The sequence below is a fragment of the Geodermatophilus saharensis genome (assembly GCF_900188205.1).
Taxonomy (GTDB): domain Bacteria; phylum Actinomycetota; class Actinomycetes; order Mycobacteriales; family Geodermatophilaceae; genus Geodermatophilus; species Geodermatophilus saharensis.
In genome coordinates, this window is the sequence record NZ_FZOH01000002.1 from 577,091 (window position 1) to 601,616 (window position 24,526).

27 protein-coding genes are annotated in these 24,526 nt (G+C 77.9%); 8 read left to right on the forward strand and 19 right to left on the reverse strand.

Translation table 11 applies throughout. The features are described 5' to 3' along the window. Positions 1-144: 144 nt before the first annotated feature. The 5 genes from CHC04_RS07040 to CHC04_RS07060 all read right to left on the reverse strand — a co-directional run bounded on the left by CHC04_RS07040 (position 145) and on the right by CHC04_RS07060 (position 4,093). The gene (locus tag CHC04_RS07040) at positions 145-1,134 is read right to left on the reverse strand and encodes a universal stress protein (protein WP_089403135.1); all 990 of its coding nucleotides are present in this window, start codon (positions 1,132-1,134) and stop codon (positions 145-147) included. Positions 1,135-1,260: 126 nt separating this feature from the next. Further along, a complete protein-coding gene (locus CHC04_RS07045) occupies positions 1,261-1,923 on the reverse strand; it encodes an SRPBCC family protein (protein ID WP_217897212.1) in 663 nt (220 codons plus the stop codon). Next, positions 1,920-2,735 (reverse strand): DUF6544 family protein, encoded by an 816-nt coding sequence (locus tag CHC04_RS07050; RefSeq protein WP_089403136.1) that lies wholly within the window; start codon positions 2,733-2,735, stop codon positions 1,920-1,922. Before CHC04_RS07050 ends, CHC04_RS07045 begins: the two co-directional genes overlap by 4 nt. Next, a complete protein-coding gene (locus CHC04_RS07055; RefSeq protein ID WP_089403137.1) occupies positions 2,716-3,642 on the reverse strand; it encodes a hypothetical protein in 927 nt (308 codons plus the stop codon). The genes CHC04_RS07050 and CHC04_RS07055 overlap by 20 nt, the downstream gene beginning before the upstream one ends. A 178-nt stretch (positions 3,643-3,820) precedes the next feature. Next, positions 3,821-4,093 carry a hypothetical protein gene (locus tag CHC04_RS07060; RefSeq protein ID WP_089403138.1) on the reverse strand — a complete coding sequence of 91 codons (273 nt, stop codon included), beginning with the start codon at positions 4,091-4,093 and terminating at the stop codon, positions 3,821-3,823. A gap of 162 nt (positions 4,094-4,255) precedes the next feature. Here CHC04_RS07060 and CHC04_RS07065 point away from each other — a divergent pair, with 162 nt between their 5' ends. Continuing rightward, on the forward strand, positions 4,256-4,609 hold the full coding sequence (locus CHC04_RS07065; protein ID WP_089403139.1) for a nuclear transport factor 2 family protein: 354 nt from the start codon (positions 4,256-4,258) through the stop codon (positions 4,607-4,609). Between the two features lie 66 nt (positions 4,610-4,675). Here the strand turns inward: CHC04_RS07065 and CHC04_RS07070 are convergent, their stop codons facing one another. The 4 genes from CHC04_RS07070 to CHC04_RS07085 all read right to left on the reverse strand — a co-directional run bounded on the left by CHC04_RS07070 (position 4,676) and on the right by CHC04_RS07085 (position 7,449). Then, on the reverse strand, positions 4,676-5,674 hold the full coding sequence (locus tag CHC04_RS07070) for an Acg family FMN-binding oxidoreductase (protein ID WP_141233709.1): 999 nt from the start codon (positions 5,672-5,674) through the stop codon (positions 4,676-4,678). A gap of 137 nt (positions 5,675-5,811) precedes the next feature. Continuing rightward, entirely contained in the window at positions 5,812-6,480 is a 669-nt protein-coding gene (locus CHC04_RS07075; protein WP_217897213.1) for a hypothetical protein, read from the reverse strand. An 85-nt stretch (positions 6,481-6,565) separates the two neighbouring features. After that, the gene (locus CHC04_RS07080) at positions 6,566-6,976 is read right to left on the reverse strand and encodes a nitroreductase/quinone reductase family protein (RefSeq protein ID WP_089403141.1); all 411 of its coding nucleotides are present in this window, start codon (positions 6,974-6,976) and stop codon (positions 6,566-6,568) included. After that, complete coding sequence (locus CHC04_RS07085; protein WP_089403142.1) at positions 6,976-7,449, reverse strand: hypothetical protein; 474 nt, start codon at positions 7,447-7,449, stop codon at positions 6,976-6,978. The genes CHC04_RS07080 and CHC04_RS07085 overlap by 1 nt, the downstream gene beginning before the upstream one ends. Positions 7,450-7,617: 168 nt before the next feature. Here CHC04_RS07085 and CHC04_RS07090 point away from each other — a divergent pair, with 168 nt between their 5' ends. After that, positions 7,618-8,607, forward strand: a complete 990-nt coding sequence (locus tag CHC04_RS07090; protein WP_089403143.1) for a rod shape-determining protein — start codon at positions 7,618-7,620, stop codon at positions 8,605-8,607. Positions 8,608-8,614: 7 nt separating this feature from the next. Here CHC04_RS07090 and CHC04_RS07095 read toward each other — a convergent pair whose 3' ends face one another. From CHC04_RS07095 to CHC04_RS07115, 4 genes are all read right to left on the reverse strand, one after another. Next, entirely contained in the window at positions 8,615-11,662 is a 3,048-nt protein-coding gene (locus tag CHC04_RS07095) for an FtsW/RodA/SpoVE family cell cycle protein (protein WP_245817037.1), read from the reverse strand. 16 nt (positions 11,663-11,678) lie between these two features. Next, positions 11,679-12,827 carry a hypothetical protein gene (locus tag CHC04_RS07100; RefSeq protein WP_089403144.1) on the reverse strand — a complete coding sequence of 383 codons (1,149 nt, stop codon included), beginning with the start codon at positions 12,825-12,827 and terminating at the stop codon, positions 11,679-11,681. A 322-nt stretch (positions 12,828-13,149) separates the two neighbouring features. Then, on the reverse strand, positions 13,150-13,578 hold the full coding sequence (locus CHC04_RS07110; protein ID WP_089403146.1) for a hypothetical protein: 429 nt from the start codon (positions 13,576-13,578) through the stop codon (positions 13,150-13,152). Between the two features lie 143 nt (positions 13,579-13,721). Further along, positions 13,722-14,930: an AI-2E family transporter gene (locus CHC04_RS07115; protein ID WP_245817038.1), complete on the reverse strand. Its 1,209-nt coding sequence runs from the start codon at positions 14,928-14,930 to the stop codon at positions 13,722-13,724. Positions 14,931-15,407: 477 nt separating this feature from the next. Between CHC04_RS07115 and CHC04_RS07120 the strand changes: the two genes are divergently transcribed. Next, the gene (locus tag CHC04_RS07120) at positions 15,408-15,851 is read left to right on the forward strand and encodes a DUF4383 domain-containing protein (RefSeq protein ID WP_089403147.1); all 444 of its coding nucleotides are present in this window, start codon (positions 15,408-15,410) and stop codon (positions 15,849-15,851) included. 80 nt (positions 15,852-15,931) lie between these two features. On the opposite strand, the gene CHC04_RS07125 is transcribed toward CHC04_RS07120, so the two are convergent. Further along, complete coding sequence (locus CHC04_RS07125; protein ID WP_176449851.1) at positions 15,932-16,378, reverse strand: DUF302 domain-containing protein; 447 nt, start codon at positions 16,376-16,378, stop codon at positions 15,932-15,934. Beyond that, on the reverse strand, positions 16,375-17,409 hold the full coding sequence (locus CHC04_RS07130) for an alcohol dehydrogenase catalytic domain-containing protein (RefSeq protein WP_089403148.1): 1,035 nt from the start codon (positions 17,407-17,409) through the stop codon (positions 16,375-16,377). Before CHC04_RS07130 ends, CHC04_RS07125 begins: the two co-directional genes overlap by 4 nt. 221 nt (positions 17,410-17,630) lie before the next feature. On the opposite strand from CHC04_RS07130, the gene CHC04_RS07135 reads away from it, so the two are divergent. Both CHC04_RS07135 and CHC04_RS07140 read left to right on the forward strand, forming a co-directional pair. Beyond that, a complete protein-coding gene (locus CHC04_RS07135; protein ID WP_089403149.1) occupies positions 17,631-17,903 on the forward strand; it encodes a PLD nuclease N-terminal domain-containing protein in 273 nt (90 codons plus the stop codon). Between the two features lie 212 nt (positions 17,904-18,115). Further along, positions 18,116-18,490 carry a hypothetical protein gene (locus CHC04_RS07140; RefSeq protein ID WP_089403150.1) on the forward strand — a complete coding sequence of 125 codons (375 nt, stop codon included), beginning with the start codon at positions 18,116-18,118 and terminating at the stop codon, positions 18,488-18,490. Between the two features lie 48 nt (positions 18,491-18,538). On the opposite strand, the gene CHC04_RS07145 is transcribed toward CHC04_RS07140, so the two are convergent. The 3 genes from CHC04_RS07145 to CHC04_RS07155 form a co-directional block, all read right to left on the reverse strand. Beyond that, a complete protein-coding gene (locus tag CHC04_RS07145) occupies positions 18,539-18,769 on the reverse strand; it encodes a hypothetical protein (RefSeq protein ID WP_176449852.1) in 231 nt (76 codons plus the stop codon). A gap of 569 nt (positions 18,770-19,338) precedes the next feature. Further along, on the reverse strand, positions 19,339-20,586 hold the full coding sequence (locus tag CHC04_RS07150; protein WP_141233710.1) for an HAD-IC family P-type ATPase: 1,248 nt from the start codon (positions 20,584-20,586) through the stop codon (positions 19,339-19,341). 250 nt (positions 20,587-20,836) lie between these two features. After that, positions 20,837-21,079: a hypothetical protein gene (locus tag CHC04_RS07155; RefSeq protein WP_089403153.1), complete on the reverse strand. Its 243-nt coding sequence runs from the start codon at positions 21,077-21,079 to the stop codon at positions 20,837-20,839. A 110-nt stretch (positions 21,080-21,189) separates the two neighbouring features. Between CHC04_RS07155 and CHC04_RS07160 the strand changes: the two genes are divergently transcribed. Together CHC04_RS07160 and CHC04_RS07165 are read left to right on the forward strand one after the other, a co-directional pair. Further along, positions 21,190-22,044, forward strand: a complete 855-nt coding sequence (locus CHC04_RS07160; protein ID WP_089403154.1) for an SDR family oxidoreductase — start codon at positions 21,190-21,192, stop codon at positions 22,042-22,044. 44 nt (positions 22,045-22,088) lie between these two features. Then, positions 22,089-22,550 (forward strand): TspO/MBR family protein, encoded by a 462-nt coding sequence (locus tag CHC04_RS07165; protein ID WP_089403155.1) that lies wholly within the window; start codon positions 22,089-22,091, stop codon positions 22,548-22,550. Positions 22,551-22,557: 7 nt separating this feature from the next. On the opposite strand, the gene CHC04_RS23995 is transcribed toward CHC04_RS07165, so the two are convergent. Next, positions 22,558-23,169, reverse strand: coding sequence for a TetR/AcrR family transcriptional regulator (locus tag CHC04_RS23995; protein ID WP_176449853.1), 612 nt, complete (start codon positions 23,167-23,169; stop codon positions 22,558-22,560). 102 nt (positions 23,170-23,271) lie between these two features. On the opposite strand from CHC04_RS23995, the gene CHC04_RS07175 reads away from it, so the two are divergent. Beyond that, the gene (locus CHC04_RS07175) at positions 23,272-24,288 is read left to right on the forward strand and encodes a hypothetical protein (RefSeq protein WP_089403156.1); all 1,017 of its coding nucleotides are present in this window, start codon (positions 23,272-23,274) and stop codon (positions 24,286-24,288) included. Positions 24,289-24,526 lie beyond the last annotated feature (238 nt).

The window sequence follows — 24,526 nt, forward strand, 5'->3', positions numbered from 1 at the left end:
CGGCTGCCGCCCTGGCCGGGCCGGTCACCCACCGGGCCGCCGCCGTGGCGTCGGGGTGCCGACGCGGCCGGCCGGCGCGCCGGCGTCGGGGGCGGCGGCCGCCGACGGGTACCCGTCCTCCGGTCGCCGCCCCTGACGGGATCCTCAGCCGGCCGGGGCCGGGGCCGGGGCAGGCGCCGTGCCCGCCGCGGCCGCCGCGGGCACCGCCTCCCCGGTGGCGGGGTGGGGGTGCACGACCATGACCGGGCAGGGGGCGTTGACCGCGCAGTGCAGCGCCACCGAGCCCAGGACCATGCCGACGACCCGGCTGCGGCTGCGGCTGCCGACGACGAGCAGCGCGGCGCCGTCGGCCCGCTCGACGAGGGCCTCCCCCGGCGCTCCCTGCACGACGCGGACGTCGGCCTCGGCGCCGGCGCCGAGCACCTCCGCGACGATCTGGCCGGTCCGGGCGCGGGCGTGCTCCTCGGTCTCCGACGCCGGCGGCGCGGTGATGGCGTAGAGGTCGCTCCAGTAGGCCTCGGGCCGGAACGCCGCGACCACCTCGAGCGTCGCGCCCAGGCGGCGGGCCTCCTCCGCCGCCCGCTGCAGCGCGGTCCGCGCCGCCGGGGAGTCGTCCACCCCGACCACCACCCGCGGCGGCGGCGCCATCGCACCGGGGTGCACCACGACGACCGGGCAGGGCGAGTGCGCCACGCAGTGCAGGGCCACCGAGCCGAGCAGGGTGCTCCGCACACCGCCCCGGCCGCGGCTGCCGACGACGAGCAGGTCCGCGCCCTCGGCCCGGGCCACCAGGTGGTCCAGCGGGGCGCCGCCGGCCACCACGACGTCGGTCTCGACCTCCGCGGTGCCGGGCACGGCGGCCACGGCCGGGTCCTGGCGGACCTCGGCGAGGAACTCGTGGACCCGCTGTTCGGTGTCGGACCGGATGGCGTCGAGCCGGTTGGTGTCGAGGAGGTAGGGGTCGACCCAGTAGAAGTCGACCGGGTAGGCGCTGACCACCTCGAGCGTCGCGCCGTCCCGGGCCGCGACCGCGAGGGCCCAGGCGAGGGCCACCCGCGCCCCCGGTGAGCCGTCCACGCCGACGACCACCCGTCCGGGCCCTGCCGCGTGGCTCGTCGTCTGCTCCGTCGTCACCGTGGCGCCTCCGCTCCTGCCCGGACACCCGCCGGGCGCTCACCCGAGACTGCGCCGTCCGCGGACGGCGGGACGCGGGCCGACGTCCCCCGTCGTGGGGGACCTTCGTCCTCCCGGCCCGCCCGCTCAGCGCTGCGCGGGCGCCTCCACCGGACGGGCACGGCGCTCGGCACGCTCGCGGATGCCGTGGAGCATCCGCCGGGTCATCACCACGGTGACCGGCTCCCCCAGCCGGCCGGCCAGCCGCGCGGCGAGCCGGGCGTCGACCTGGGTGCGGGACCGGGACAGCAGGCGGCAGCGCCCCTCGTCCAGCGGGACGACGGCGAAGGTCCACACGCCGTTCCACGGGTGCTCGGGCGGCGCCTGGCGCAGCACCAGCGTGCGGGGCGGGTCGGCGAGGGCGACCCGGAAGGCGTAGCCGTCGGGCAGCGGGCCCCAGCCCGCCGGGGCGACGACCACCCGGTCGCCCGGGGCGAGGTGCTGCCACTCCTCCCGGATCTCGTCGGTGGTGTGGATGTCCAGGCCGACGAGGTTCTCCAGCCAGTCGTAGCTGTACATGCCGCCGCGGTCGGCGCCCATCTGCACCAGCCACGCCCACACCTCCTCGGCGGGCGCGGCCACGGTCACCGCCAGCGTCGTCTGGGTGGCCGGCTCGGGGACGAGGTCGTCGCCGGGCAGGACCCGGGCGACCTCGGCCGCGGTGGCGCCCCGGTCCCGGTGGCGGTGCAGGTACTCCAGGCCGGCGGCTCCGGCGGCGGCCAGCAGCGCGGCGCGCAGCACGGTGCTCACCGCCCCGGGACGACGTCGAGGTCGAGGTCGGCCAGCGTCATCTCGCCGTAGGTGAACTCCCCGTCGGGCAGGTGCCACACGGCCGCGCCGCCGACCGGTCGCAGTCCCCCGGCGGCGACGGTCCACCCGCTCACGGGGGTGCTCCACGGCGTCCGCACCGGCCCGCCGGGCAGGTCCGCCCAGCGGTCCCCCGTCCAGAAGTCCAGGGGCCGGCCGCACCCGTCGAGGGCGACCACCGCGCCGACGGTGCGCCCGGCATCGGTCACCGACACCCCGAAGCGGTCCTCGCCGAGGTCCTCCCAGCCGGTGCGGGGGTGCAGCAGCATCGCCGGGGCCAGCAGCACGGCGTCGTTGAGCCAGGTCACCAGCTCCCCGCTGTCGAACTCCGGGCCCGACCCGTCGGCCACCGTGACCACGCCCAGGGCCCTGCCCAGCATCCGCCCGGCGCCGTGCCGGTAGGTGTCCCAACCCCACATCGGCACCACGCGCCCGACCAGCAGCCGCATCCGGTAGTAACGCGCCACCTCCTCGGCGGTGTTGACCTGCCACGCGTCGCACGGCATCCACGGGCCGTCGGTGCGGCGGCGGAAGCGGCCGCGCCAGTGGGCGCGCAGCGCCCGGGTGCGCGGGCGCCCGACGACGCCCATGGCCTCCATGTACCGGACGGCGGCGGGCGGCAGGCCGTCCAGGTCGGCCTCGGTCACCGGGTCCGCCGCGGGCCCGGCCGGCAGGCACTCGGCGGCGAGGCGGCGGGTGAAGGCGCGCGGCGGCCGCGCCGGCGTGCGCGGGCGGTCAGACGTGGACGTGCTCATCGGGGACCTCGCTCGGCGGGACGGGACCGGGGGTGGGCACCGCCGGGACGGCGCGCAGCAGGCGGGTCAGCAGCCGGGCCCCGATCGCGCCGAGGACGCCGAAGCCCGCGATCGGACCGACGACCTGGGGGACGGTGAACGAGATCCCGGCGGCGGCCTGCAGGACGGTGCTCAGCGCGATGGTGGGCAGGAGCAGCACGATCAGCACCAGCAGCGGGACCGCGAGCAGGTGGCCCCGCGGGTCGCCGCGGCGGACCAGCAGCCCGGCCAGCGCCGCGGCCGGTGCGACGACGGCGAGGTCGAGCGCGGAGGTCACCGGCGTGGTGTAGACGTCGAGGAGCTCGGGCGTCCCCCCGGTGCGCAGCGCGGTCAGCAGCGGCTGGAGCCACACGACGGCGGTCACGGCCGCGGCGGTGAGGAGGAAGCGCGACAGCGCGCGGTGCGGGACGCCGGGGTCGGCGGCGAGGGCGCGCAGGGCGGCCCGGTCGGTGGTCGCGAGGCCGGTGAGGAAGCCGGCGAGCGCGGTCGCCACCAGCGTCACGTAGGCCAGGAACAGGGGGTTGTAGGCGGCCCCCAGGGCGTAGTTGGCGTAGACGTAGAGCAGGTACCCGAACGTGCCGGTGAGCAGCAGGGACCCGCGCGGGGACCCCGCGCGGTGCTGCAGCCAGGAGGTGATCACCAGGGGCACGCCGAACGCCAGCACGACGGCGTCGACGGCGGTGTTCCCCGCGGCGGTGAACACGGTGTCGTGCGCGTACAGCCCGCTGCCGGCCAGCTCCGCGGTCTGCCCCCGCGGGGTCGTCACGCTGACCGGCTCCCCCGTGGGGCGCCGCGCCAGCCCCGTCGCGGCGGCCGTCGCGGCCAGGGCGGCGACCAGCCCCGGCAGCCGGCGCAGTCTCGTCCTCACGTCCCGCTCCCCCGTTCCGTTCGGCGGGCGACCCCGTCTCGGGTGGTCACCGGCGTCCACCGCGCTGCGGTGGCAGGTCGACGCTAGGGAGCCGCCCGCCGGGGCGGTCACCGCCGAAGGGCCCGGGTCCGGCGGGTCCAACGCACCGGGACCCGACCCCCACCGGGTGGTCGGGCCCTCAGCTCCGGACCACCTCGTACACGGTGACCGACACCGGCCCCGGCCGCGGCCGGTCGTGCCAGCCGATCTCCCGGGCGCGCTGCTCGATCGCGGCGTGGGCCGCACTGATCGCCTCCCGGCTGTCGTAGAGGCCCACGGACAGGCCGTTGCCGGTCTCGGGATCGACGAGGTGGAAGGTCTCGCGCACACCGGGGACGGCCTTCGCGGCCTCCAGCACCCAGGACCGGTCGTCGGTCGGCATGGGCTCCCAGACGGCGACTCGAGCGAACACGGTCGGCCCTCCTGACCAGCCGGGCGACGGTGCCACCGACCGCCGCGGGACCCCAGTGTCGGGGCTCCCCGCACGGTGTGGGAGCACTCGGGTGTCGGGCGAGGTGCCCGGATCCAGGAGCCGCCGATCGCCCCGGCCCGCCGCGGCCGCCACCCTGTCCGCGTGACCGACGACGACGAGGCAGCGGCGGTGGTCGAGCTCGAGCGACTGCTGCTCAGGCCCGACGTCCGCGCCGACCGTCGCCGCGTCGACGGGCTGCTGCACCCCGACTTCCAGGAGTTCGGCGCCTCGGGGCGGGTCTGGGACCGGGAGACGATCGTCGATGCGCTGGCCGCGGACCCGACGACGCCTGGCGCCGCTGAGGCGTTCGCGCCGGTGCGACTCGCCGAGGACGTCGTCCTCCTCACCTACCGGGTGAGCGGAGGACGGGGCTCGCTGCGCAGCTCGGTGTGGGTGCGCGCCCCTGCGGCAGGCTGGCGGCTGCGCTTCCACCAGGGCACGCGCACCCCGGCCTGAGGGCGCCGTTCCAGGCACCGGCACCCGCCGCTGGGCCCGGCTGGGGGACCCCGCCCGCCGCCGGGCTCAGCCGAAGGTGAGGACGTCGGCGACCGGGCGGCGGTTGGTCGACGGCGTCCGGTCGCCGCTGGGGTAGCCCAGCCGCAGCAGCATCTGTGGGTACCCGACCAGGGACAGGCGGGAGCGCAGCTGCGTCCGCGTGGCCGGCCAGTCCAGGGCCTGGGTGAGCGGCGAGGCGGCCAGCCCCGCGGCGGTCGCCTCCAGCAGCACCCGGCCCAGGGCACGGCCGGCCGTCAACCACGCCTCGCGGTCGTCGCCGTCGGTGCCCATGAGGACGACGGTCGGGCGCTCCACCTCGGGCGGGGGCGCGTCGGGGTCCCGGTCGTGCGACACCGGGCCGCCCGACCGCGAGCCGACGACGAAGTCGCGGATCAGCCAGTTCGACGGCCGCGTCGACGGGTCGTCGGCCGGGACCGCGCCCACCGGGATGCCGTCGACGGCGGTCGGGTCGGTCCGCATCCACCGCTGCAGCTCCTCGAGGTACTCCGGCTCGCCCTGCTCGATCTCCTCCGCGCGGGAGAGGAGGAAGACGGTGGCGACCTCCTCCTCCGACTCGGTGATCGCCTTGGACCAGACCCGGAAGTCCCCGGCGACGGCCTGCAGCCGGTCGAGCAGCTCGGCGGGCACCGCCCTCGGGAGGAACGGGGCCCGCTCGGTGTGCCGGACGGCGATCGCGTCGCCCAGCGCCCGGTCACGCTCCCCCGGTTCCCGGTCCCCGGTCACCGTCACGGCGGCCAGCAGGTCCGGGTCGGCCACGTCGGGCAGCAGCTCGACGTCGGCGGCGCGTCCCGCCGCGGCCAGCGCGACGACGGCGAACTCGACCGCCACGCCGCAGCTGACGGTCCGCTGCCGGCCGCTGGGGTCGAGGGTGTGCAGCGCCCGCCCGGGGTCGGTCCGGACCTCCAGCCGGTCACCGCCGGCGCGGAAGGCCCACGGCTGGGTGTTGTGGATCGACGGGGCTCGGGTCGCCGCCTCCACGACCGCTGTCCACTGCTGCTGGTCCACTCGGCGTTCCTCCACGTGGTCGTCGGGGTCGAGCTCGTCGCTGTCCTCTCCCTACCCCGTCGCGACCGGCACCGCGCGGGCGTACCGGAGCCGGGCCGGGTCCGGCCCGGCGCGACCGGGGGTGGCCGTTCGCCCGGTCAGGTCCGGCGCCGGCCGGCCAGGAGCCGGACGGCACCGCGTCCGGTCACGGCGGCCATGGTCAGCGCCATGGCCAGGCCGCCGACGGCGCCGACGGCCGCGATCAGCACAGGGGCCTGGCCCGGCTGCCACAGCGGCGTCGTGATCGCGGTGAACACCGCGAGACCCGCCAGCCAGGCGGCCGTGGTCCAGGCGACCCAGCGCCCGGCGTGCGGCACGTGCCGGCGCAGCACCGTCCACTGGGCCACCCCGATCGAGCCGAGCAGGACGCCTCCGGCGACCACCGCGAGCACGGCCTGCACCGGGACCGGCCAGTCGAGGACCGCGGCCGCCCACGTGCTCGGGCCCGTCCCCACGGCCCAGGCGAGCACCGCCGCCGCAGCGGTGCGCAGCACCCAGTCCCGCCGGGAAAGGTCCGCGACCTCCCGCGCCAGCACCGAGGCCTGGGCGGCGCCCAGCAGCGCGCCCTCCGCAGCGCCGGCGAGGAGCAGCACCACCAGCCCGGCAGCGCCCGCGGTGTCCGCGGCACCGGACAGCACGACCAGCACCGGGACGAGGAAGCCGGCGGCCTCCCCCGCGGTGACGACCACCAGCCACCGGCGCCAGAGCGGGGAGCCGGGGGCGACGGGCCGGGGGCCGGCGGGCGCGACGGGGGCCGGGGTGCTCACCCGGGGAGCGTCCGTCACCGGGACGACGGGCCCGTAGTGCCGGAGGTCCCGGAGCCGGCGCCGCACGTCCTCCCGGCGCACCGGCTCAGCCGGGCCGGGCCGGCTCCAGCACCAGGAGCGGGTCGCCCGGCGGGACGGTCACCCGCGGGAAGGCCGCGCGGTAGGCGGCGACCGCGTCGTCCCTGCCGGGCCCGCCGGGGTGCAGCAGGTGGGCCCGGTAGGGCTCCTCGCGCCCGTCGCGCCGGACGGTGACGTCGCGCGGACCGTCGGTCAGGTTCCGCCACCAGGTCTTGCCGGCCGCGCCGCCGACCAGGACGACGAGGTCCGCGCCGGCCGGGGCGGTCATCACCGGCAGCTCGTACCGCCGCCCGGTCCGCCGCCCGCTGTAGCCGAGCACCACCAGGTGCCGGCCGAGCAGTCGGCGCCCCGGGCTGCGGGACAGGGCGCGCACGACCGGGTTCACGAACCGGTTGCGGACCCGTCCCGCCAGGGTCATCAGCCGACCAGCCGCTCGAGCGCCGTGGCGGCCAGCAGCCGGGCCCACCACGGCCGCCGGACGGGTGCCGGTGGGCGGGCCCGCCGCCACAACCGGGCGGCCGGCCGCACGGCCATCGCGCCGCCCTTCATGCTCACCCAGCCGCCGGGCCCCATGGTCACCCGCGCCACCGCCGGGCTGGGCCTGCGCGCCAGGCGGGAGGCGACCGCGACCGCGCCGACGACGACCTCCGCCGTGGTCACCACCCGGGTGACGTCGACGACGGGGTGCCAGCGCACCCGGCCGTCGCGGACCTCGAAGGCGCCCAGCGGCCGGACCCCGGCCATCTGGGCGGTCGGGCCGTGCCCGGTACGGCCGTCACCGGCACTGGCCGTGTGACTCGTCGACGACGTCACGGGGACCACCGTGGCCCCGTCCCGCTCGACGGGCGCCCCGAAGGCCGGTGCCCGGTCGGTCGCAGTGCTGTCCTTCATGGGTCCTCCCCGTGCCGGTGCGTCGACCCCGACCGTGACACGGGCGGCCCACCCGTCCCCCGGGCCGGAGGTCCCTGCCGCCGGGACCTCCGGCCCCGGAGCGGCCGGGGCTGGACCGCGCACGGAGCCGCCACCACACTGGCGGTCCCGGCGGTCAGGAGGCACCGCGTGGAACTCGGGATCGATCTCGGTACCGCCACCACGGTCGTCAGCGACGTGCGGCGCGGCATCCTCTACGACGAGCCCACCGTCATGCTCGTGCGGCGCGGCAGCGGCCGCCGGGAACGCGTCCTCGCCGTCGGCCGGGAGGCCGCCGAGCTGCTCGGTCGCGCGCCGTCCCGGTACGCCTCGGTCCGCCCCCTGGACGACGGCGTGGTCACCGACCTCGAGACCACCCGCACCTACCTGCGCGCGGTGCTGCGGGCGGCGGGACAACGGCTGTGGCGGCTGCCCGTCCGCGCGGTGGTCACCGTGCCCGCCGGTTCCAGCGCCCTGGAGCACCGCGCGCTGCTCGAGGCCGCCGAGGAGGCCGGCATCCGCCCGGTGACCGCGCTGGACGAGGCGGTCGCCGGGGCCGTCGGCTGCGGCATCGACCCGCTGGAGCGGCGGGTCCACATGGTCGTCGACGTCGGCGGCGGCCGGTCCGAGGCGGTCGCCTTCTGCTACGGGGGCGTGCTCGCCTCCCGCACCAGCAAGACCGGCGGTGAGGAGATGACCCTCGCCGTCGCCCGGTACCTGCGCGAGCAGCAGCAGCTCCTCGTCGGTGACCTCGAGGCGGAGGCGCTCAAGGTCCGCCTGGCCTCGGCGGGGGACGAGCCGCTGGTCGTTCAGGGCCGGGACGGGGTCACCGGGCGGCCGCGGCTGGCCACGGTCCCGGCGGCCGAGGTCGCCGGGGCCCTGCGCCCGGTCGTCGACGAGGTCCTCCGGACGCTGGTCCCCTGCCTCGACGACCTCCCACCGCAGGCGATCGCCGACGTGATGGGCGAGGGCGTGCTCCTGTTCGGCGGGTCCTCGCTGGTGCCGGGCCTGCCGCAGGAGCTGGAGCGGGCGCTCGGCCTGCCGGTCAAGTGCGCCGACGAGCCGCTGACCTGCGTCGCCGAGGGCGCCGCGCGGGCGCTGCGCAACCGGGCGCTGCTGTCGGCCTACGGCCGCCGCTGAACGCGGATCAGGGGGCCTGCACCGGGGCGGTGGCCAGCACCCCGTCCCGGTTGTCCAGGTAGTACCGCAGCCCGTCCTCGGCGACGTCTCCCGCGCTCCTCGGCGCGGTGTCCGGCGCCTGCACCAGCGTGGTGACCACGATCTCGGGAGCGTCCATCGGGGCCGCGGCGGTCATCCAGTAGTCGTACTCGTCGTCGGCCAGGCCGCCGTCCTGCGCGGTGCCGGTCTTGCCGCCGACCGGCGCCGGCAGGTCGGCGTACCGGGCGCCCGTGCCGGAGGTCACCACCGCGCGCATGCCCTCCCGCACCGGCCCGAGCGCCGCGGCGAAGGGCAGCGGCGTGGCCTCCGGCGCCGGCAGCGCGTTCCACCCCGAGTCCGCCGTCCCGATCGCCATCCCCAGCCGGGGGGTGACCAGCGCGCCGGTGGCCACGGCAGCGGTCCACCGGGCGTTCTGCAGCGGGGTGACCTGGATCTCGCCCTGCCCGATCCCGAGGATGACGGTCGATCCGCCGTACCAGGTGCCCCCGTCGGCCTCCACCGACTCGGGGGTGCCGAGGTAGCCGGCCGACTCGCCGGGCAGGTCGATGCCGGTCCGCTGCCCCACCCCCAGCGCGGTGGCGGTCTCCGCGATCGCCTCGGGCCCGAGCGCGAGGGCCAGCTCGTAGAAGTAGACGTCGTTCGACATGGCGATCGCGTCGACCAGGTCCATCGGCCCCATCGGCTTCCAGTTGCCGAAGGTGTGACCGCCGTAGGCGAAGCTGCCCCCGGTGGGGACGACCTGGCGGGGGTCCCGGGTGCCGTGCGCCTGGTTGGCCGCGGCCACCACCAGCTTGAACGTGGACCCGGGCGGCACGGCCGCCTGGGTCACGTGCTCGAGCGTCGGTGACCCGGGCGCCTCGTCCAGCGCCGCCAGCGCGGCGGCGTCGGCCGGCGGCCCCCACACGTTGTTGTCGGAGGAGGGGGCGCTGGCCATGGCCAGCACCTGTCCCGAGCGGGGGTCCATCGCGACCGCGGCGGCGACGGCCCCCACCGGCCGCCGCTGGTTGCCCAGGGCGGTCACCAGCCCGTCGTACAGCCGCCGCTGCAGGCCGACGTCCAGCGACAGCCGCAGGTCCGCGCCGGGCACCGGCTCGGTGCGCCCGGCGAGCGCGACGGGCACACCGGCCGGGTCGACGTACAGGCACTGGCGCCCGTTGGTCCCGCGCAGCACCGCGTCGTACTGCAGCTCGAGGCCGGCCCGGCCGACGATCTCGCCGGTGGGCAGGCCGGGCCAGCGCTCCTCGGACTCGGGGGTGGCCACGCCGACGAACCCGAGGACCGGCCCCAGCGCGGCACCCTCCGGGTACCACCGGCGGGGCTCCGGGACGACGAGCACGCCGGCGATGCCGGCCGCGGCGACGGCGTCCGCGGCGGGACGGGGCAGCTCGGCCACGGGCAGGGACAGCGCCGTGGGCTCCGCCGCGTCGAGCGCCGCGTGCAGGTCGGCGGCCGGCGGGCCGGTCAGCGCGGCGAGCCGTTCGACGGCCGCGGGGTCGTCGCGGAGCAGCGCCGGGACCACGAGCACCCGGTCCACGCCGGTGCCGGCGGCCGCGGCGTCCACGGCGAGCGGGGCGTCGTGCCGGTCGGTGATGGCGCCGCGGGGCGCGGGCAGCCGGATGCAGCGGGTCATCTGCTCCTCACCGGCGAGCGAGAGCTCCTCGCCGCGGGTGACCTGCAGCCGCCAGCCGTACAGGCCGAACGAGACCAGGAGGACCGACAGGGCCGCCGCGGCCAGCCGGAGCAGCCGCGGGCGTGGGTTGCGCCGGACCGGGAGCGCCCACAGCCGGCGGCGGGCGCTGTCGCGGCGGACGCCCAGCACGACGCCGATCGCGGCCAGGTGCACGACCAACGCCGTCCCGCCGTAGCTGAGCAGCGGGAACGGGACGCCGGCCAGGGGCAGCAGCCCGAGGTTGGCGCCCACCGAGACGACGGTCTCGACGCCCATGAGGACGGCCAGCCCGCCGCCGACGAGCGCGGCGTGCGGTGTGCGCGCCCGGCGGGCGGCCAGCGCGAGCCGCCACACGAGGACGACGACGGCGAGGACGACCCCGGCGCCTGCGACCAGCCCCCACTGGCCGACCAGGCTCGCCGGCGCGAGGTCCGTGTGCCCCTCGGGCAGGTACTCGGCGCGCAGTTCGCGCAGCGGGTCGTCGGCGCGGCCGAGGAGGCCGCCGGAGGCCACCGCGATGTGCGCCTGCCGCAGCGCCCAGCCCGAGCCGGTCGGCGACTCGTGGGCGCCGACCAGGTACGTGCCGAGGCGCTGCAGCTGGTAGGGCTGCAGCAGGCTGATCAGCAGCGGCGCGCAGACGACGACCGCGGCGCCCAGCGGGAGCAGGAAGCGCGCGGGCACCCGCCCGAGGACGAGCATCGACGCGGTGAGGACGACGAGCAGCGCCGTGGTGCTGAGGTCGGGCTGCAGCAGCGTCAGGCCGATGGGCACGGCGGCGAGCAGCACGGCGAGGGAGAAGCGCTGCCACGCCGGCCGGCCGGAGCCGAGGACCGCGGCGAGGACCAGCAGCACCCCCAGCTTGGCCAGCTCGGAGGGCTGGAAGGTGACCGAGCCGAGGACGAACCACCGGGTGGCGCCCTTCACCGTCACCCCGACCGTGAGGACGCCGACGAGGAAGACGACGGCCGCGGCGTAGGCGATCCGGCCCAGCACGGCGAGGTACCGGACGCGGACCCGCCAGAACACGGCGAGGGCCAGCACGCCCCCGGCGGCGATCACGGCCTGGCGGACCGCGAGGTCGGTGTCCCCGATCAGGTACAGGTTGGCCAGCCCGAGCCCGACCACGGCGAGGGCGGCGACGACCGCGACCAGGTCGAACAGGGCGCTGCGGCGGTCCCGGCGCTCCTGCCGGGTCCGCCGCCGCCTGCCGTCCGGTCCGGCGGGCAGCCCGTCGCGTTCCCCGGGCGGCTCCTCCGGGCCCGCCCACAGCACCCGGCGCTGACGCCGGCTCCACCGCCGGCTCCTGACCTCGTCCGCCGGCCGCCCGGCCGGCAGGGGGTACGGCATGCGGACCTCCCGTCGGTCAGCGGGCCAGGAGCTCGGGTGGGCACGACCCCACGGGCAGCGGCGCGGAGGCGGCCGCCGCGGGGAGGTCGGTGACGGCCAGCACCGCGACGGCCGGCACCGGCGGCAGCGCGACGACGCCGACGGCCTCGGCCCGCGTTCCTCCCGCCGGGACGGTCACCGTGCCCCCCGGCGCCGTGGACGTGGCGCCGGTGCAGCGGTCGACGAGCAGGTAGGACCAGGTCACCTGCCGGTCGGCGGCCCCGGCGTCGAGCCGCACCTGCACCCGCACGGTGCACGGCGCGCCCGGCTCGCACCCCGTGAGGCCGCGCAGGTCGACCCCGGTGACGCTGCCGGACGCCGCCGGGGCGGGCGGAGTGATCGGCACGCCGTCGGGTTCCGGTTCGACGGTCGGCTCCACCCCGGAGCGGCCGGCGTCCAGGAGCACGTCGACGTCGTCGGCGATGTCGTCGCGCAGCACGACGACCTCGACGGTGACCACCGCGGCCAGGACGAGGACCGAGAGCAGCCACGCGCCGACGCGCCGCGCGGTCCGGGAGCCCTCCCGCCGGACCGGACGGGTCACCGGGGCGCGGACCGCGGCCGGCGGGGCCGCGGCCACCGGTCCGCCGGCGCCGATCGCGCGCACCAGCGCGCCGAGCTCGCCGCGGACGGCGTCGCGGTCGACGGCGGCGGCGGTCTCGGCCAGCCTGCGCGCCACGGCGGGGACGCCGGCGTCGGGCAGGTCCGCCACCGCCGCGTCGAGGGCGGCCGAGAGCGGGTCCGGGACCGGATCGGCGGAGCCGGCGCGCGACGGGGCGGCCGCCGCCACGTCGCCGAGGACCGCTGCGACGGCGCGACCGCTCGGCGCCGCGGCCCGGTGGAGGGCCACGCGACCGTCGGGGCCGACCACCGCGCGGACGTGTGGGCCGCCGCTCCCGGGGTCGGCGACCCCGGACACCGGCAGCTGCGCGGCCGCCTCCAGCACCGCCGCGGCCAGCTCCAGGGCCTGCGGGACGGTGAGCCGGGCCAGGGCCAGCAGGCGGGACAGCGCGACGCCGTCGGACGGCGGCGACGGCGCACCGGACGCCCGCCGGTCGGGCCGCAGGTCGGGAGCGGGTCCGGTGCCGTGGCGCTCGGGCGACCGCTCGATCGTCAGGTCTGCCACCGTCGACCACCCGCCCCATCCGCTCGCTCAGATGTCCCCCGGGTCCGGATCGGCCCAGGTTGGGGCACGGTGCCCCCGGCTGTCACCGGGTGGCGGCGCGGCTCCTGCCCCGGAGCGGCGCGTCGTGCCCGAGGACCCGGCGCGTCGCGCCGGAGGCCCCTGCCTCCGCCTGCCGGGAGGCCCGGCCGTCGTGCGCCGGAGGACCCGGCCGGCGCACGCGCAGGTCCGGGTCGCGCACGGCGGCCCGCAACGAGGACGAGCCGACGTCGAGGGAGAGCACGACCGGGGGGTCGGCCGGAGCGGGGGTGTCCAGCACGGCCGTCTACCGCCGGGCCGCGCGCAGGCGGAGCAGCGCCACCAGCGCGACGAGGATCCCGACGACGCCGCCGGCCACGCCGATCCACAGGACGACGCGCACGACGACCTCCCAGCCGGGGTCCAGGTCGAACGGGAAGACCTGCAGCACCCGCACCGTGGCCGCCAGGCCGAAGGCCGTCGTCACGACCGTCCCCGCCGGGACCGACGCTCCCCCCGGGCGCACCAGCTGCAGCAGGGCGACCGCGATGCCGGCGATCAGCGCGGCGTCGACGTAGCGCAGCACCCGGGTCGTGTCGTCGGTCAGGAAGGGCACGACCTCCCACCCGGGCCAGACGTGGACCAGCAGCAGGAGGACTCCGTTGGCCAGCGCGGCGGCCACGGCGCCGCCGCGGCGCCCGGCGGTCGACGGGGGACGGGTCCTCAGGTCGGTCATGTCCCGATGCTGGGGACACCGGCGCTCCTCGTTGAGGGCCGAAGGTCGCCGGCGATCCGGGACGTACGGACGCCGCCGGTCCACCGGTCGACGACGCCCGGCCGACGGCCCGGTGGTCCCGCGCCGTCGTACCCGCGGTGCGGTCACCGCGGCTGCCGCAGCACCCCGCGCCACCGCCGACGGGCGACACGCTGCGGGACCCCCGGGCCGTCGTCGGCGACGAGCTCGTAGCGGTGCCCGTAGGTCTCGATCACCGCCTGGACCGCGGCGACGACCGGGATGGCGACCAGTGCCCCCATGGCCCCCAGCAGGCTCACGCCGACGATCACCGAGCCGAGGGCGACCGCCGGGTGCACGTGCACCGTGCGTGCCGTGATCCTCGGCCCCACCAGGTAGTTCTCCACCTGCTGGTACGCGGCGCCGAAGACGACGACCCACAGCGCGTCCGACGGCTGGCCGGCGAGGGCCACGACGGCCGGCAGGCCGATCGCCAGGTAGGTCCCCACGGTGGGGATGAACTGCGAGACCAGCCCGGTCCAGAGCGCGAGCGGCAACCAGAACGGCACCCCCAGGACCAGCAGGAAGACGGCCGTGACGAACGCGCTGAGCAGCGCGAGCAGCAACCGCGAGAACACGTAGCCACCGGTCTTCTCCACCGCGATGTCCCAGACGGTCGCGATGACCCGCTGCTGCCGGGGCGGGAAGCGGCGGGAGACGGTGTCCCTCAGGGCGGGCGCCTGGGCGGACATGTAGTAGGCGAACAGCAGGAACGTCAGCGTCTGGAAGACCGCCCCGATCACCGCGGTCACGATCCCGACGACACCGGGTGTGAGGTCCTGCACGACCTGCTGGACGCGGGAGGGGGTGAGCTGGAGGGAGTCCACGACGTCGCCGGGCTGCAGCGTGGTGCCGAACGTCCGGTTGACCGCCTCCACCACGTCCCTGATCACGTCGGGGAGCGAGCTCACCAGCCCCGCGAGCTGGTCGACCAGCAGGGTGCCGAAGGCGGCCACCAGGCCGATCACGAGGACCACCACGCCGAGCACCACCAGACCGGTGGCGGCGCCGCGGCGCAGTCCCCGGCGGGTGAGCGCGTGCACGGCCGGCTCGATGCTGATCGAGAACATCCAGGCCAGGAACACCAGGCCGAGGAAGCCGCGCAGGTGGGTGAAGGCCCACCCCGCCACCTGGTAGGCGGCGACGGCGAGCAGCGCCAGCAGCAGGACGCGGCGCAGCCAGGGCGGCTCGGCACTCCAGCGCCCGGGGCCCGCGCCGTCGGCGGCGGGCGGGGACGACGGGACGGCCGGCACTTCCCGCGCGTCCGCCTCGTCGGGCACGTCACTCGCCGGCACGTCGGCACGGTAGAGCGACGCCGCGACCTCCGGGGCGTGCCGGAGGTCCGGGACGTCCGGGCCGGAGTACCCCGGTGGCGGGTGTCCGGGAACGGCCGTGTCCACGGACAGGCACACCGGCCGACACTGCGGCGTGTCCGGGGAAGGGGACGACCGGGACGGCACCCGGGCCGCCGCGGAGGAGCAGTGCGGCCAGGCCCCCGCCGCACCCGGGGAGGACCCGGCCGGACGGGCTGCGGGTCATCGTCGGCGGCCCTCGTGGGACTCCGGTGCCGACGGTGACCGACCGGGTCGCCTCCGTCCGCAGCCGGACGGCTCGGGCCCGGGCCGTCCTCGCCGGTGCCCGGGAGGGAGGACCTCCGGCACCGCCGCGCGGCGACCGAGGTCCCCTGCTCCCGGTGACCTGCTCCTCTGCCGCTCCACCCCGGACGGGCGCGCACTGGGGTCCTCACCGCGGACGTCGTCGAGGAGGTCCCCATGTCCGCACGAGACCGCACCGTCAGCACACCCGGGACGTGGACGTGGCCGCAGGTCGCCGCCCTCGTCGTCGGTGCCGTCTACACGATCGTCGGCATCGCCGGGTTCTTCGTGACCGGGTTCGACGGCTTCGCCGCCCACACCGGCGACGAGCTGCTCGGCTTCGAGGTCAACCCGCTGCACAACCTGGTCCACCTCGCCATCGGGGTCGCCGGTCTCGCCCTGGCCCGCTCCCTCGCCCTCGCCCGCACCTACGGCTGGGCGCTCGCCGTCGGCTACGGGGCCGCCCTGGTCTACGGGCTGTTCGCCATCGGGGAGACGTGGGACTTCCTGGCCGTCAACGCCGCGGACAACTGGCTGCACGCCGTCAGCGCCGCCGTCGGCCTGGCCATCGCGCTCGGCCCGGTGCAGGCCGCCGTCGGCGGACGGACGACGCGGGTCTGACCCGTCCACCGGTCACCGGTCCCCGTCCGGGACCGGTGACCGGCGCGGCGGTGCCCGAGGGCCTGATCCCGACGGCGACCTCATCCCGGCGGCGCACCGTCGGCGACCTCACCGAGCGCGCTCGCGAGGCGGTCCCGCGCCTCGGCGGCGACGGGGGCCAGCGTCGCCTGGCCGGTCAGCGCGACCATGACGCCGGGGTCCATCGCCGCCACCCGGGTGGCGCCCTGCTCGTCGACCCGGACGACGACGTTGCAGGGCAGCAGCAGACCCACGTCCGGCTCGGCCAGCAGCGCCCGGTGGGCCAGTGGCGGGTTGCAGGCCCCCAGGATCACCTGCGGCGGCACCTCCGCACCCAGCTTCGCCCGCAGCGTGGCCGCGACGTCGATCTCGGTGAGCACGCCGAACCCCTGGCCGGCCAGCGCGGCCCGGGTCCGCGTGAGCGCCTCGTCGAACGGGAGGTCGACCTGGACCGCCATGCCGTACCCGGGGCCGTCCACGACCGGCCGCTCGGTCACCGTCCCGCTCATCGGTGGACGGCCACCTTCAGCGCACCGGAGGCGACCGGGTCGGCGAACAGGTCGTAGGCCGCGGCCACCTCGTCGAAGCCGAAGCGGTGCGTGACGATCCGGCCGGCGTCGAGCTTCCCGGCCTGCAGCATCCGCAGCAGCATCGGCGTGGTGTGGGTGTCGACCAGGCCGGTGGTGATGGTGACGTCCCGGATCCACAGGTCCTCGAGGTGCAGCGTCGTCGGCTTGCCGTGCACCCCGATGTTGGCCACCCGGCCACCGGGCCGGACCACGTCCACGGCCAGGTCGAAGGTCGCCGGGATGCCGACCGCCTCGATGCCGACGTCGGCGCCCAGCCCGCCGGTCAGCGCGCGCACGGTACCGACGACGTCGTCGTCGGGCGAGAGCACGAGGTCGGCGCCGAGCGCGGTGGCCGCCTCGCGCCGGGCCCCGACCGGGTCGACGACGACGATCCGCTCCGGGGTGTAGAGGCCGGTGGTCATGACGGCGGCCAGCCCGATCGGGCCGGCGCCCACGATCACCACGGTGTCCCCCGGCCGGACCCCGCCGTTGAGCGCACCGACCTCGTAGGAGGTGGGCAGGATGTCGGCCAGCATCAGCGCCGCCTCGTCGGCCACCCCCTCGGGCAGCCGGTGGACGGAGCCGTCGGCGAACGGGACGCGCACCGCCTCGGCCTGCACACCGTGGGTGGTGTGCCCGAGGATCCAGCCCGCGCCCTGGCACTGCCCGTACCGGGCCTCCCGGCAGTAGCGGCACCGGCCGCACGCGGTGATGCACGAGACGAGCACCCGGTCGCCGGGGCCGACGGTGCGCACGCCCGGTCCCACCTCCGTGACCGTGCCGACCGCCTCGTGGCCGAGGATCGTCCCCAGCGGCACCTCGGGGACGTCGCCCTTGAGGATGTGCAGGTCGGTGCCGCAGATGGTGAACCCGTCGACCCGCACGACGGCGTCCTCGGGGTCCTCGATGCGCGCATCGGGGACGACCTCCCACGACCGCTTGCCCGGACCGTGGTAGACGAGCGCCTCCATGACCTCTCCTCCCGTCGTCGGAGCGTCCAGTCCAGCGCGCCCCTCCCGCGGGGCCGGAGTGCCGAACGTCCCGCGCGGCCAGGGACGCACCGCCCGCTGCCGACGCCCGGCGGCCCGAGCGGGACGGAGGGCCCCGTCCGGTGGTGCCTCGGGCCCTGCCCGGACGATCGTCCGCCCCGGAGCCTGGACGGAACGCACCCCGCAGCAGAGGAGGCCCGGCCATGACGTCCACCCGGAGCGCCCGCCGACCCGCCGCCGGCCGGGCGAGGACGCGGTCCCGCCGTCCGCGCCGCTGGGCCGACCTGAGCCCGCGCCAGCAGGGACTGCTGCTGACCCTCGGGGCGGTCCAGCTGTCACTGGCGGTCGCCGCCTGGACCGACCTCGCCCGCCGCCGCCCCGACCAGGTCCACGGCCGCAAGGCCGCCTGGGCGGCGGTCATCGCCGTCAACTGGATCGGTCCCCTCGCCTGGTTCCGCTGGGGCCGCCGCCGCTGAGCGGCTCCGCAGGCGGCGTCCGCGCCGCGTCGCAGGGTCGCCGTCGTGCTCCGGGGCCCCCGGTCGCAGGTCGCCACCGGCGGCGAGACCGGCCCTCCCCCGGACGTGCCACCCACGCACGTCCCGCGCGGGAGCCCGCCGCGACCTCCGGCCCGGCGACGGAGGACGTCCGGCCCTCACCGCCGCCGGCCGGCGGGCGGCACCGTCACGGCATGGACGACGTCCGTTCCCCCCTCCCGGTCGGTCACGCCACTGCCGACGCCCGGTCGACGGCCTGGCAGGTGGTCCACGGGCAGGGGTCCGTCGCCGCGCGCTCGGCCGACGGCGGCGTCGCCGAGGCGGTCCTCCGCGACGACGAGGACGCCGTGCGCGTCGAGGTGCGCGCATCCCGGCCGCTGCCGGCCCGGACGGCGGCCGCGCTGGTCACCGAGCTGTTCTCCGAGCCGGCGTTCCGGCGTGCCCGGCCCGTGCTGCTCGCCCTGCCCGCCGCGCACCACGAGGTGGTGACCGAGGTCCGCCGCCGTCTCGTGGAGGTCGACGCCCACGTCGCCGGTGCGACCTGCCTGCTGAGCGGCCGGATGGGCTGAGCCGGGCGGCCGCCAGGGGTCGGACGACCGCCCACCGCGTGGGCGGGCCTACCGGGGGCCCTCCCGCGTGTCCGGGGAGGACCCGCCGGGTCGCGGGCCCGAGACCCGGCCGACGACGAGCTCCCCGACCTCCAGGCGTCCCACCCGCACGGTGCGCAGGTCCGCCCGGCCCACCGCCAGCCGCCCCAGCGCCAGCGACCCCACCGCCAGCGACCCCACCGCCAGGGCCCCCACGGCCATCGACCCGAGCGCCACCGCGCCCGTGGCGAGCGCACGCACCGCCACGGGATCCAGGACCGTCCCGCGCCCTGCCCGTCGCGCCACCCGTCGGCCCATGCCACCCCTCCTCGTGAACCGGTCCAGCCTCCCCACCGGTCGCCGGCGACGGGCAGGGTCGGAAGGCCCCGGCCGGCGAGCCCCTGGCGCGGGCCGCGGGCTCAGGCCACGCCCCCGCCACCCGGGACCCCGACGGCGCCCGGCGGGACGTCCCACGGCCCGGTCTGCCGACCACAGCGGCGGCACACCCGGCGATCCGGGCCCTCGTAGCGCTCGTCCGGTGGGTGTCGGCGGACCCAGTCGTGGATCCCGAGCAGGCAGCGCAGGGACCGTCGTCCCCGGGGAGTCGTCATGGTGCGGTCCTCCCGGTCGGTTCGACCGTCGTGGTGACGTCCGGCCGTCCGGGCCGCTCGGCGGCGGCGCACGGCAGCCACCGCAGCCGGCGGGCCGGCTGTCGCCGCCGCGCTGCGGACGGTGCACCCATGCTGGGGCTGCGGCACCACCGCGCGGGACGGCCCGAGGGCCCGGTCCGGAGGGGCCGAGGTCCCGGGATCGAGGTCCCGGGATCGACGTCAGGTGGCCCGTCCCCGCCGCCGTCCCCGCAGGAGCAGGGGTCCGAGGGCCGGCGGGAGCGCGGCGACGAGAGCGGTGGCCAGCTCGGCCACGCCCAGCGCCTCGGTACCCAGCAGGTCCTGCAGCGGTGCCGCGTACACGGCCGCCGCCAGCAGGGCCGCGCTGCCCAGCGCGGCGACCGGCAGCCAGCGTCCGGCGCGCCAGGCCCCGGCCGGCCGCATCGCCAGCGCGACGGCCGGCTGACCGGCGGTCAGGGCGACGAACAGCTGGGTCTGCCAGGGGCCGCCCTGGGCGCGGGCGACGACGGCGACCAGCAGGCAGCTCGCGGCCACGGTGAGGGCGACGCCGGCGACGCCGGCGACGACCGTGGTCTCCCAGGGCTGACCGCGCAGCAGCCCCGAGGCCACGAACAGCAGGCAGGCCACGGCCACCGCCAGCGAGATCTGCCGCCCCAGCCGGGACAGCCGGCGCTGCAGGGGCGTCAGCGGTGACCGCCGCTGCACCAGCGCGGCCACCCGCCCGACCGCGCTCGCCGCGCCCGTGGCGACGACCACGGCCTCGCCGGTGCCGCGGACGACGGTGGTGCCGGCGTGCACCATGCCCGACCGGTCGGCCGGTGGGGCGTCGGCGGGCGAGACGGAGTCCGCGGTCCGGTCCACCGGCAGCGACTCGCCGGTCAGCGGGGACTCGTCGACCTGCAGGCGGGTGCTGCGCAGCAGCCGCGCATCGGCGCCGACGACGTCACCGGCGGTCAGCCGCAGGACGTCGCCGCGGACGAGGTCGCGCGTGGGCACCCAGGTGTCGCGCCCGCCGCGGAGCACCCGGGCCGACGGCGCCACGAGCCGGGACAGTGCCGCCACCGCCCGCAGCGCGCGCCGCTCCTGGACCACTCCGAGCGTGGTGTTGACGACGACCACCAGACCGATGACCGCCGTGTCGACGAGGTCCCCGGTGGCCGCGGTGAGCACCGCGGCGGCGAGCAGGACGAGGATCAGCGTGTCGCGCGGCTGGGCGAGGACCGAGCGCAGCAGGGACACCGGCGGCTCGGTGGCCACCTCGTTCGGCCCGTCGGCGGCCAGCCGGGCCGCGGCCTCCCCCTCGGGGAGACCCGACACCGGGTCGGCACCGGTGCGCGCGACGACCTCCGCCGCCGGCAGGGTCCACGGCCCGGGACCGTCCCAGCCGGCACCGGTGCCCGCGGGCCAGGTCCGTGCGGGGGCCGCCGCGGGCAGCGTCGGGGTCCTCATCCGGAGAGCCTCCGCGCGGGCGCGGCCGGCTCCGTAGGGCCGGAGGTCCCCGGCCGCGTGCTGCACGTCCCGCTGGTCGGGGACCTGCCGCAGCGGCGTGCGGTGGCCCCGGGCCGATGGTGGTGCCGTTCCGACGCCGCCGACGACGGGAGGTCCCGTCCGTCGTCGCGAGCCGGCCCGCGCCCGGGTCCTGCTCGAGGCGGCCCGGAGTAGGCAGAGCCGGGGGCCCCGGTGACGGCGCCGGCCCCGGTCAGCCGCCGGGCGTGGCCCCCATGTCGTCGCGCCGCCGGACCCGCACCGCCCGCAGCGGCCGCCCGTGGTCGCCCGGCTCGGTCCAGTCCACGGTGACGACCTGCCCGGCCCGGAGCGGGCCGCCGACCACGACGGCGGTGTCGGCCCAGCACTCCTCCGGCGGGTCGGTCACCTCGATGACGCCGCCGGTGCCGTCGTCCCACCGGACGACGGTGCCGGCGGAGCTCCCGCTGCGTGCCATGCCGCAAGGCTGCGCCCCGGCGGCGCGCGCGACAACCGCCGGCCCGGCGGGTCGGCGCCCGGACCCGCCAGGACGTCCGGTCCGGGTCCCGGCCCGCCGATGGGAGGGGGGTGAAGCCGCAGCGCCCCTCCGTCCTCGTCACCGGCAGCTCCTCGGGCCTCGGCCTCGAGACCGCCGTCGAGCTGGCCGCCCGCGGCTGGCAGGTCGTCGCCTCGATGCGCGACCCGCAGCGGCGCGCGGCGCTCGACGCCCGCGCACGGGAGGCCGGCCTCGACCCGCTCGACGTCGTCGCGCTCGACGTCACCGACCCCGACTCGGCCAAGCGGGCGGTGGAGGAGACGCTGGAGCTCACCGGCGGCCGGCTCGACGCGCTCGTCAGCAACGCCGGCACGGCCTCCGGCGGCGCCTTCGAGGACACCGACGAGGGCGAGTGGCAGCGGGTCCTCGACACCAACCTGCTCGGCGCGATGCGGCTGACCAAGCTGGTCCTGCCGGTGATGCGTGCGCAGCGCTCCGGGCGGCTGCTGTTCGTCTCCAGCGACTCGGCGCGCTACGGCAACCCCGGCCTGTCGCTGTACTGCGCGTCGAAGTGGGCGCTCGAGGGCTGGGCGGAGTCCCTGGCCTACGAGGTGGAGCCCTTCGGCGTCCGGGTCGTCCTGGTCGAGCCGGGCAACTACGACACCGCCATCTGGTCGACCACCCCGCGCGTCACCCCGCCGGACAGCCCCTACGCCGGCCTGCTGGCCACGGTCGAGCGCTTCGTGGAGGAGGAGCACCTGCCGCGTTCCCGCGACCCGCGGGAGGTCGGCCGCGCCGTGGCCTGCGCGCTGGCCGCCGGCCGCCCGCCGTTCCGGGTGACGGTCGGCCCGGACGCCCGCCTCGCCGCGGTCCTGGGACGGCTCCCCTACCGGGCGACGGCGGCCGCCGTGCGGCGGCTCACCGGCCTGCACCGCTGGCGGCCCTGAGCCGGCGCCGCGCGCACCGCCCGGGGACGGCGCAGGCTGGACCGGTGCGACGTCCCACGCTGACCTCCTCGGCCGCCGTCGTCGCGACCGCCCTGGCGGGCACGGCCGCGACCGACGTCGACTCGACCTGGTACCGCCGCCTCGACAAGCCCCGCTGGCAGCCGCCCGGACCGGTGTTCGGGATCGTGTGGACCGGGCTCTACGCGCTGCTGGCGTTCGCCGGCGGGCGCGGCCTGCGGCTCGCCGCCCCGGCGGACCCCGCCTACGCCCGCGCCTTCGCGACCAACCTGGTGCTCAACGCGGGCTGGTCGTGGGCGTTCTTCCGCGCGCACCGGCCGCCGCTGGCGACCGTGGAGGCCGCGGCGCTGGCGGCGTCGACCGCCGACCTCGCCCGGCGCACCGCCCGGCTCGACCGCACCGCCGGCCGGGCGCTGCTGCCCTACGCGGCCTGGACGGCGTTCGCCACGGTCCTCAGCGGGGAGATCGCCCGCCGCAACCGCGGCTGACCGGGTCTCAGGCGCCCGGGACCGGGGCGCCGCCCCAGGCCACCTGCACCGCCCGGCCGTAGGCGGCGGGGTCGACGTCGCCGAGCAGCAGCCGCTGCACGAGGAAGCCGATGACCGAGGAGAGCATCGTCGCGCCCAGGTGCACCGGGTCGGCGTCGGCGGGCAGCCGGCCGGCCGCCTGGTTCCTCCGGGCGACCTCGACGAAGAACCCCCGCATGGTGCGGTAGGCGCGCTCGACGGCGGCGTGCACCGGGGGGTTGCGCAGCGACTCCCCCCAGGCCTGGACGGCGACCCGCGTGAGGTCGACCGGCCCGCGCGCGGCCACGTCGGCGACCATCTGCACCGCCGTGGCCACCGCCGTCGCCGGGTCGGGGACGTCGTCGTGCAGCAGCACCTCGAAGCGGCCGGCCGCCTCCCCGACGACCCGCTCGACGATCGCCGCGATGAGCTCGTCCTTGCTGCGGAAGTAGCGGTAGACCGCGCCGGCCGACAGCCCGGACGCGGCGATGACGTCGGCCATGCCGGTGGCCTGGAAGCCGTTGGCCGCGAAGCGGGCGGTGGCCGCGTCCAGGATCTGGTCGCGGCGGGCGGCGAGGTGGGACTCGGGGACGCGGGGCACGGCGCCATGGTAAATCGAACGACCGTTCTTGACGCCGGGCCGTGTCGGGGCCACACTCGTCGGCGTAAGCGAACGGTCATTCGTTCGACAGGAGCGGTTGCCATGCCCACCTCTGCCACATCCCCGGTCCGGCGCCCCCGCGGAGCCGCCCTCGCGGCCGTCGCCGCGGTCGCCGTCCTGCTCACCGTCGTCCTGACCGCGTTCGCGTGGCCCGCCGTCCGGTCGGCGCCGCACGATCTCCCGCTCGCCGTCGCGGGGCCGCCGGCCGCCGTCGAGCAGGTGACCACCGCCCTCGGCTCCGCCGCGCCGGGCGCCTTCGACGTCCGGCCGGTGGGCGACGAGGCCGCGGCCCGCGCGGCGATCGAGGAGCGCGAGGTCCACGGCGCCGTCGTCGTCGACACCGGCGGGCCGCGCCTGCTGGTCGCCTCGGCCGCCTCCCCCACCGTCGCGAACTCCCTGCGGCAGGTGGCGGCCGGTCTCGGCGCGGCCACCGGGGCGCCGGTGCCGGTCGAGGACGTCGTCCCCGCGCCGGAGGCGGACCCGCGCGGTGCCGGCCTGGCCGCGGCCGCCCTGCCGCTCGCCCTGGGCGGGATCGTCACCGCCGGGCTCACGTCGCGGCTGGTCCGCGGACGGGGGCGGCGGGTGGCCACGGCGCTCGCCGCGGCGGTGGCCGGCGGCACGGTGACCGCCACCGTCCTGGGCAGCTGGCTGGGGTCGGTCGAGGGGTCGTGGTGGACGACGTCGGCCGTGGTGGCGTTCGGCATCGCGGCGACCGCACTGGTGCTGCTGGGCCTGCACGAACTGCTCGGCACGCCGGGGCTGGCGCTGGGTGCGGCGACCACGGTGCTGCTCGGCAACCCGCTGTCCGGGCTGTCCGGCGCACCCGACCTGCTGCCCGGCGCGTGGGGCACCGTGGGCCAGTGGCTGCCGCCGGGGGCGACCGGGACGCTGCTGCGCGTCACCTCCTGGTTCGACGGCGCCGGGGCCGGCCCGGCGGCGCTCACCCTCACCGTGTGGTGCCTGGCCGGCCTGGCCCTGATCGGTCTGGCCGCCGCCCGAGCCCGCCGCTCGCAGCCGGTGGCGCCGGCACCCGTCACCCGGGAGGCCGTGCCGGTCTGAACCGTCCTGCTCGACGACGGCTGCCGCCGCGCTCGCCGCACCGGTGGGCGCGGCGGTCCACGTCGAGGCGCCACCCGGCACCCCCGACCCCTGCCCGGGCCGCTCCAGCCCCTCGTGCCCGCGCCGACCACGAGGCGGTCCACCGCGGCACGAGAGGCACAGGTGCCGCGACACGAGCGTCCCCGACCTCGGTCACGGACGCGCGCTGCACCGGTCGCGTGGAGGACGCTCCGTCTTC

What these genes read in the sequence shown, in the direction of transcription:
- CHC04_RS07050 (WP_089403136.1), bottom strand. Translation starts at nt 2,735, where the DNA reads ATGAGCACGTCCACGTCTGACCGCCCGCGCACGCCGGCGCGGCCGCCG.
- CHC04_RS07080 (WP_089403141.1), bottom strand. Translation starts at nt 6,976, where the DNA reads ATGACCCTGGCGGGACGGGTCCGCAACCGGTTCGTGAACCCGGTCGTG.
- CHC04_RS07085 (WP_089403142.1), bottom strand. Translation starts at nt 7,449, where the DNA reads ATGAAGGACAGCACTGCGACCGACCGGGCACCGGCCTTCGGGGCGCCC.
- CHC04_RS07095 (WP_245817037.1), bottom strand. Translation starts at nt 11,662, where the DNA reads ATGCCGTACCCCCTGCCGGCCGGGCGGCCGGCGGACGAGGTCAGGAGC.
- CHC04_RS07110 (WP_089403146.1), bottom strand. Translation starts at nt 13,578, where the DNA reads ATGACCGACCTGAGGACCCGTCCCCCGTCGACCGCCGGGCGCCGCGGC.
- CHC04_RS07120 (WP_089403147.1), top strand. Translation starts at nt 15,408, where the DNA reads ATGTCCGCACGAGACCGCACCGTCAGCACACCCGGGACGTGGACGTGG.
- CHC04_RS07125 (WP_176449851.1), bottom strand. Translation starts at nt 16,378, where the DNA reads ATGAGCGGGACGGTGACCGAGCGGCCGGTCGTGGACGGCCCCGGGTAC.
- CHC04_RS07130 (WP_089403148.1), bottom strand. Translation starts at nt 17,409, where the DNA reads ATGGAGGCGCTCGTCTACCACGGTCCGGGCAAGCGGTCGTGGGAGGTC.
- CHC04_RS07135 (WP_089403149.1), top strand. Translation starts at nt 17,631, where the DNA reads ATGACGTCCACCCGGAGCGCCCGCCGACCCGCCGCCGGCCGGGCGAGG.
- CHC04_RS07140 (WP_089403150.1), top strand. Translation starts at nt 18,116, where the DNA reads ATGGACGACGTCCGTTCCCCCCTCCCGGTCGGTCACGCCACTGCCGAC.
- CHC04_RS07150 (WP_141233710.1), bottom strand. Translation starts at nt 20,586, where the DNA reads ATGAGGACCCCGACGCTGCCCGCGGCGGCCCCCGCACGGACCTGGCCC.
- CHC04_RS07155 (WP_089403153.1), bottom strand. Translation starts at nt 21,079, where the DNA reads ATGGCACGCAGCGGGAGCTCCGCCGGCACCGTCGTCCGGTGGGACGAC.
- CHC04_RS07175 (WP_089403156.1), top strand. Translation starts at nt 23,272, where the DNA reads ATGCCCACCTCTGCCACATCCCCGGTCCGGCGCCCCCGCGGAGCCGCC.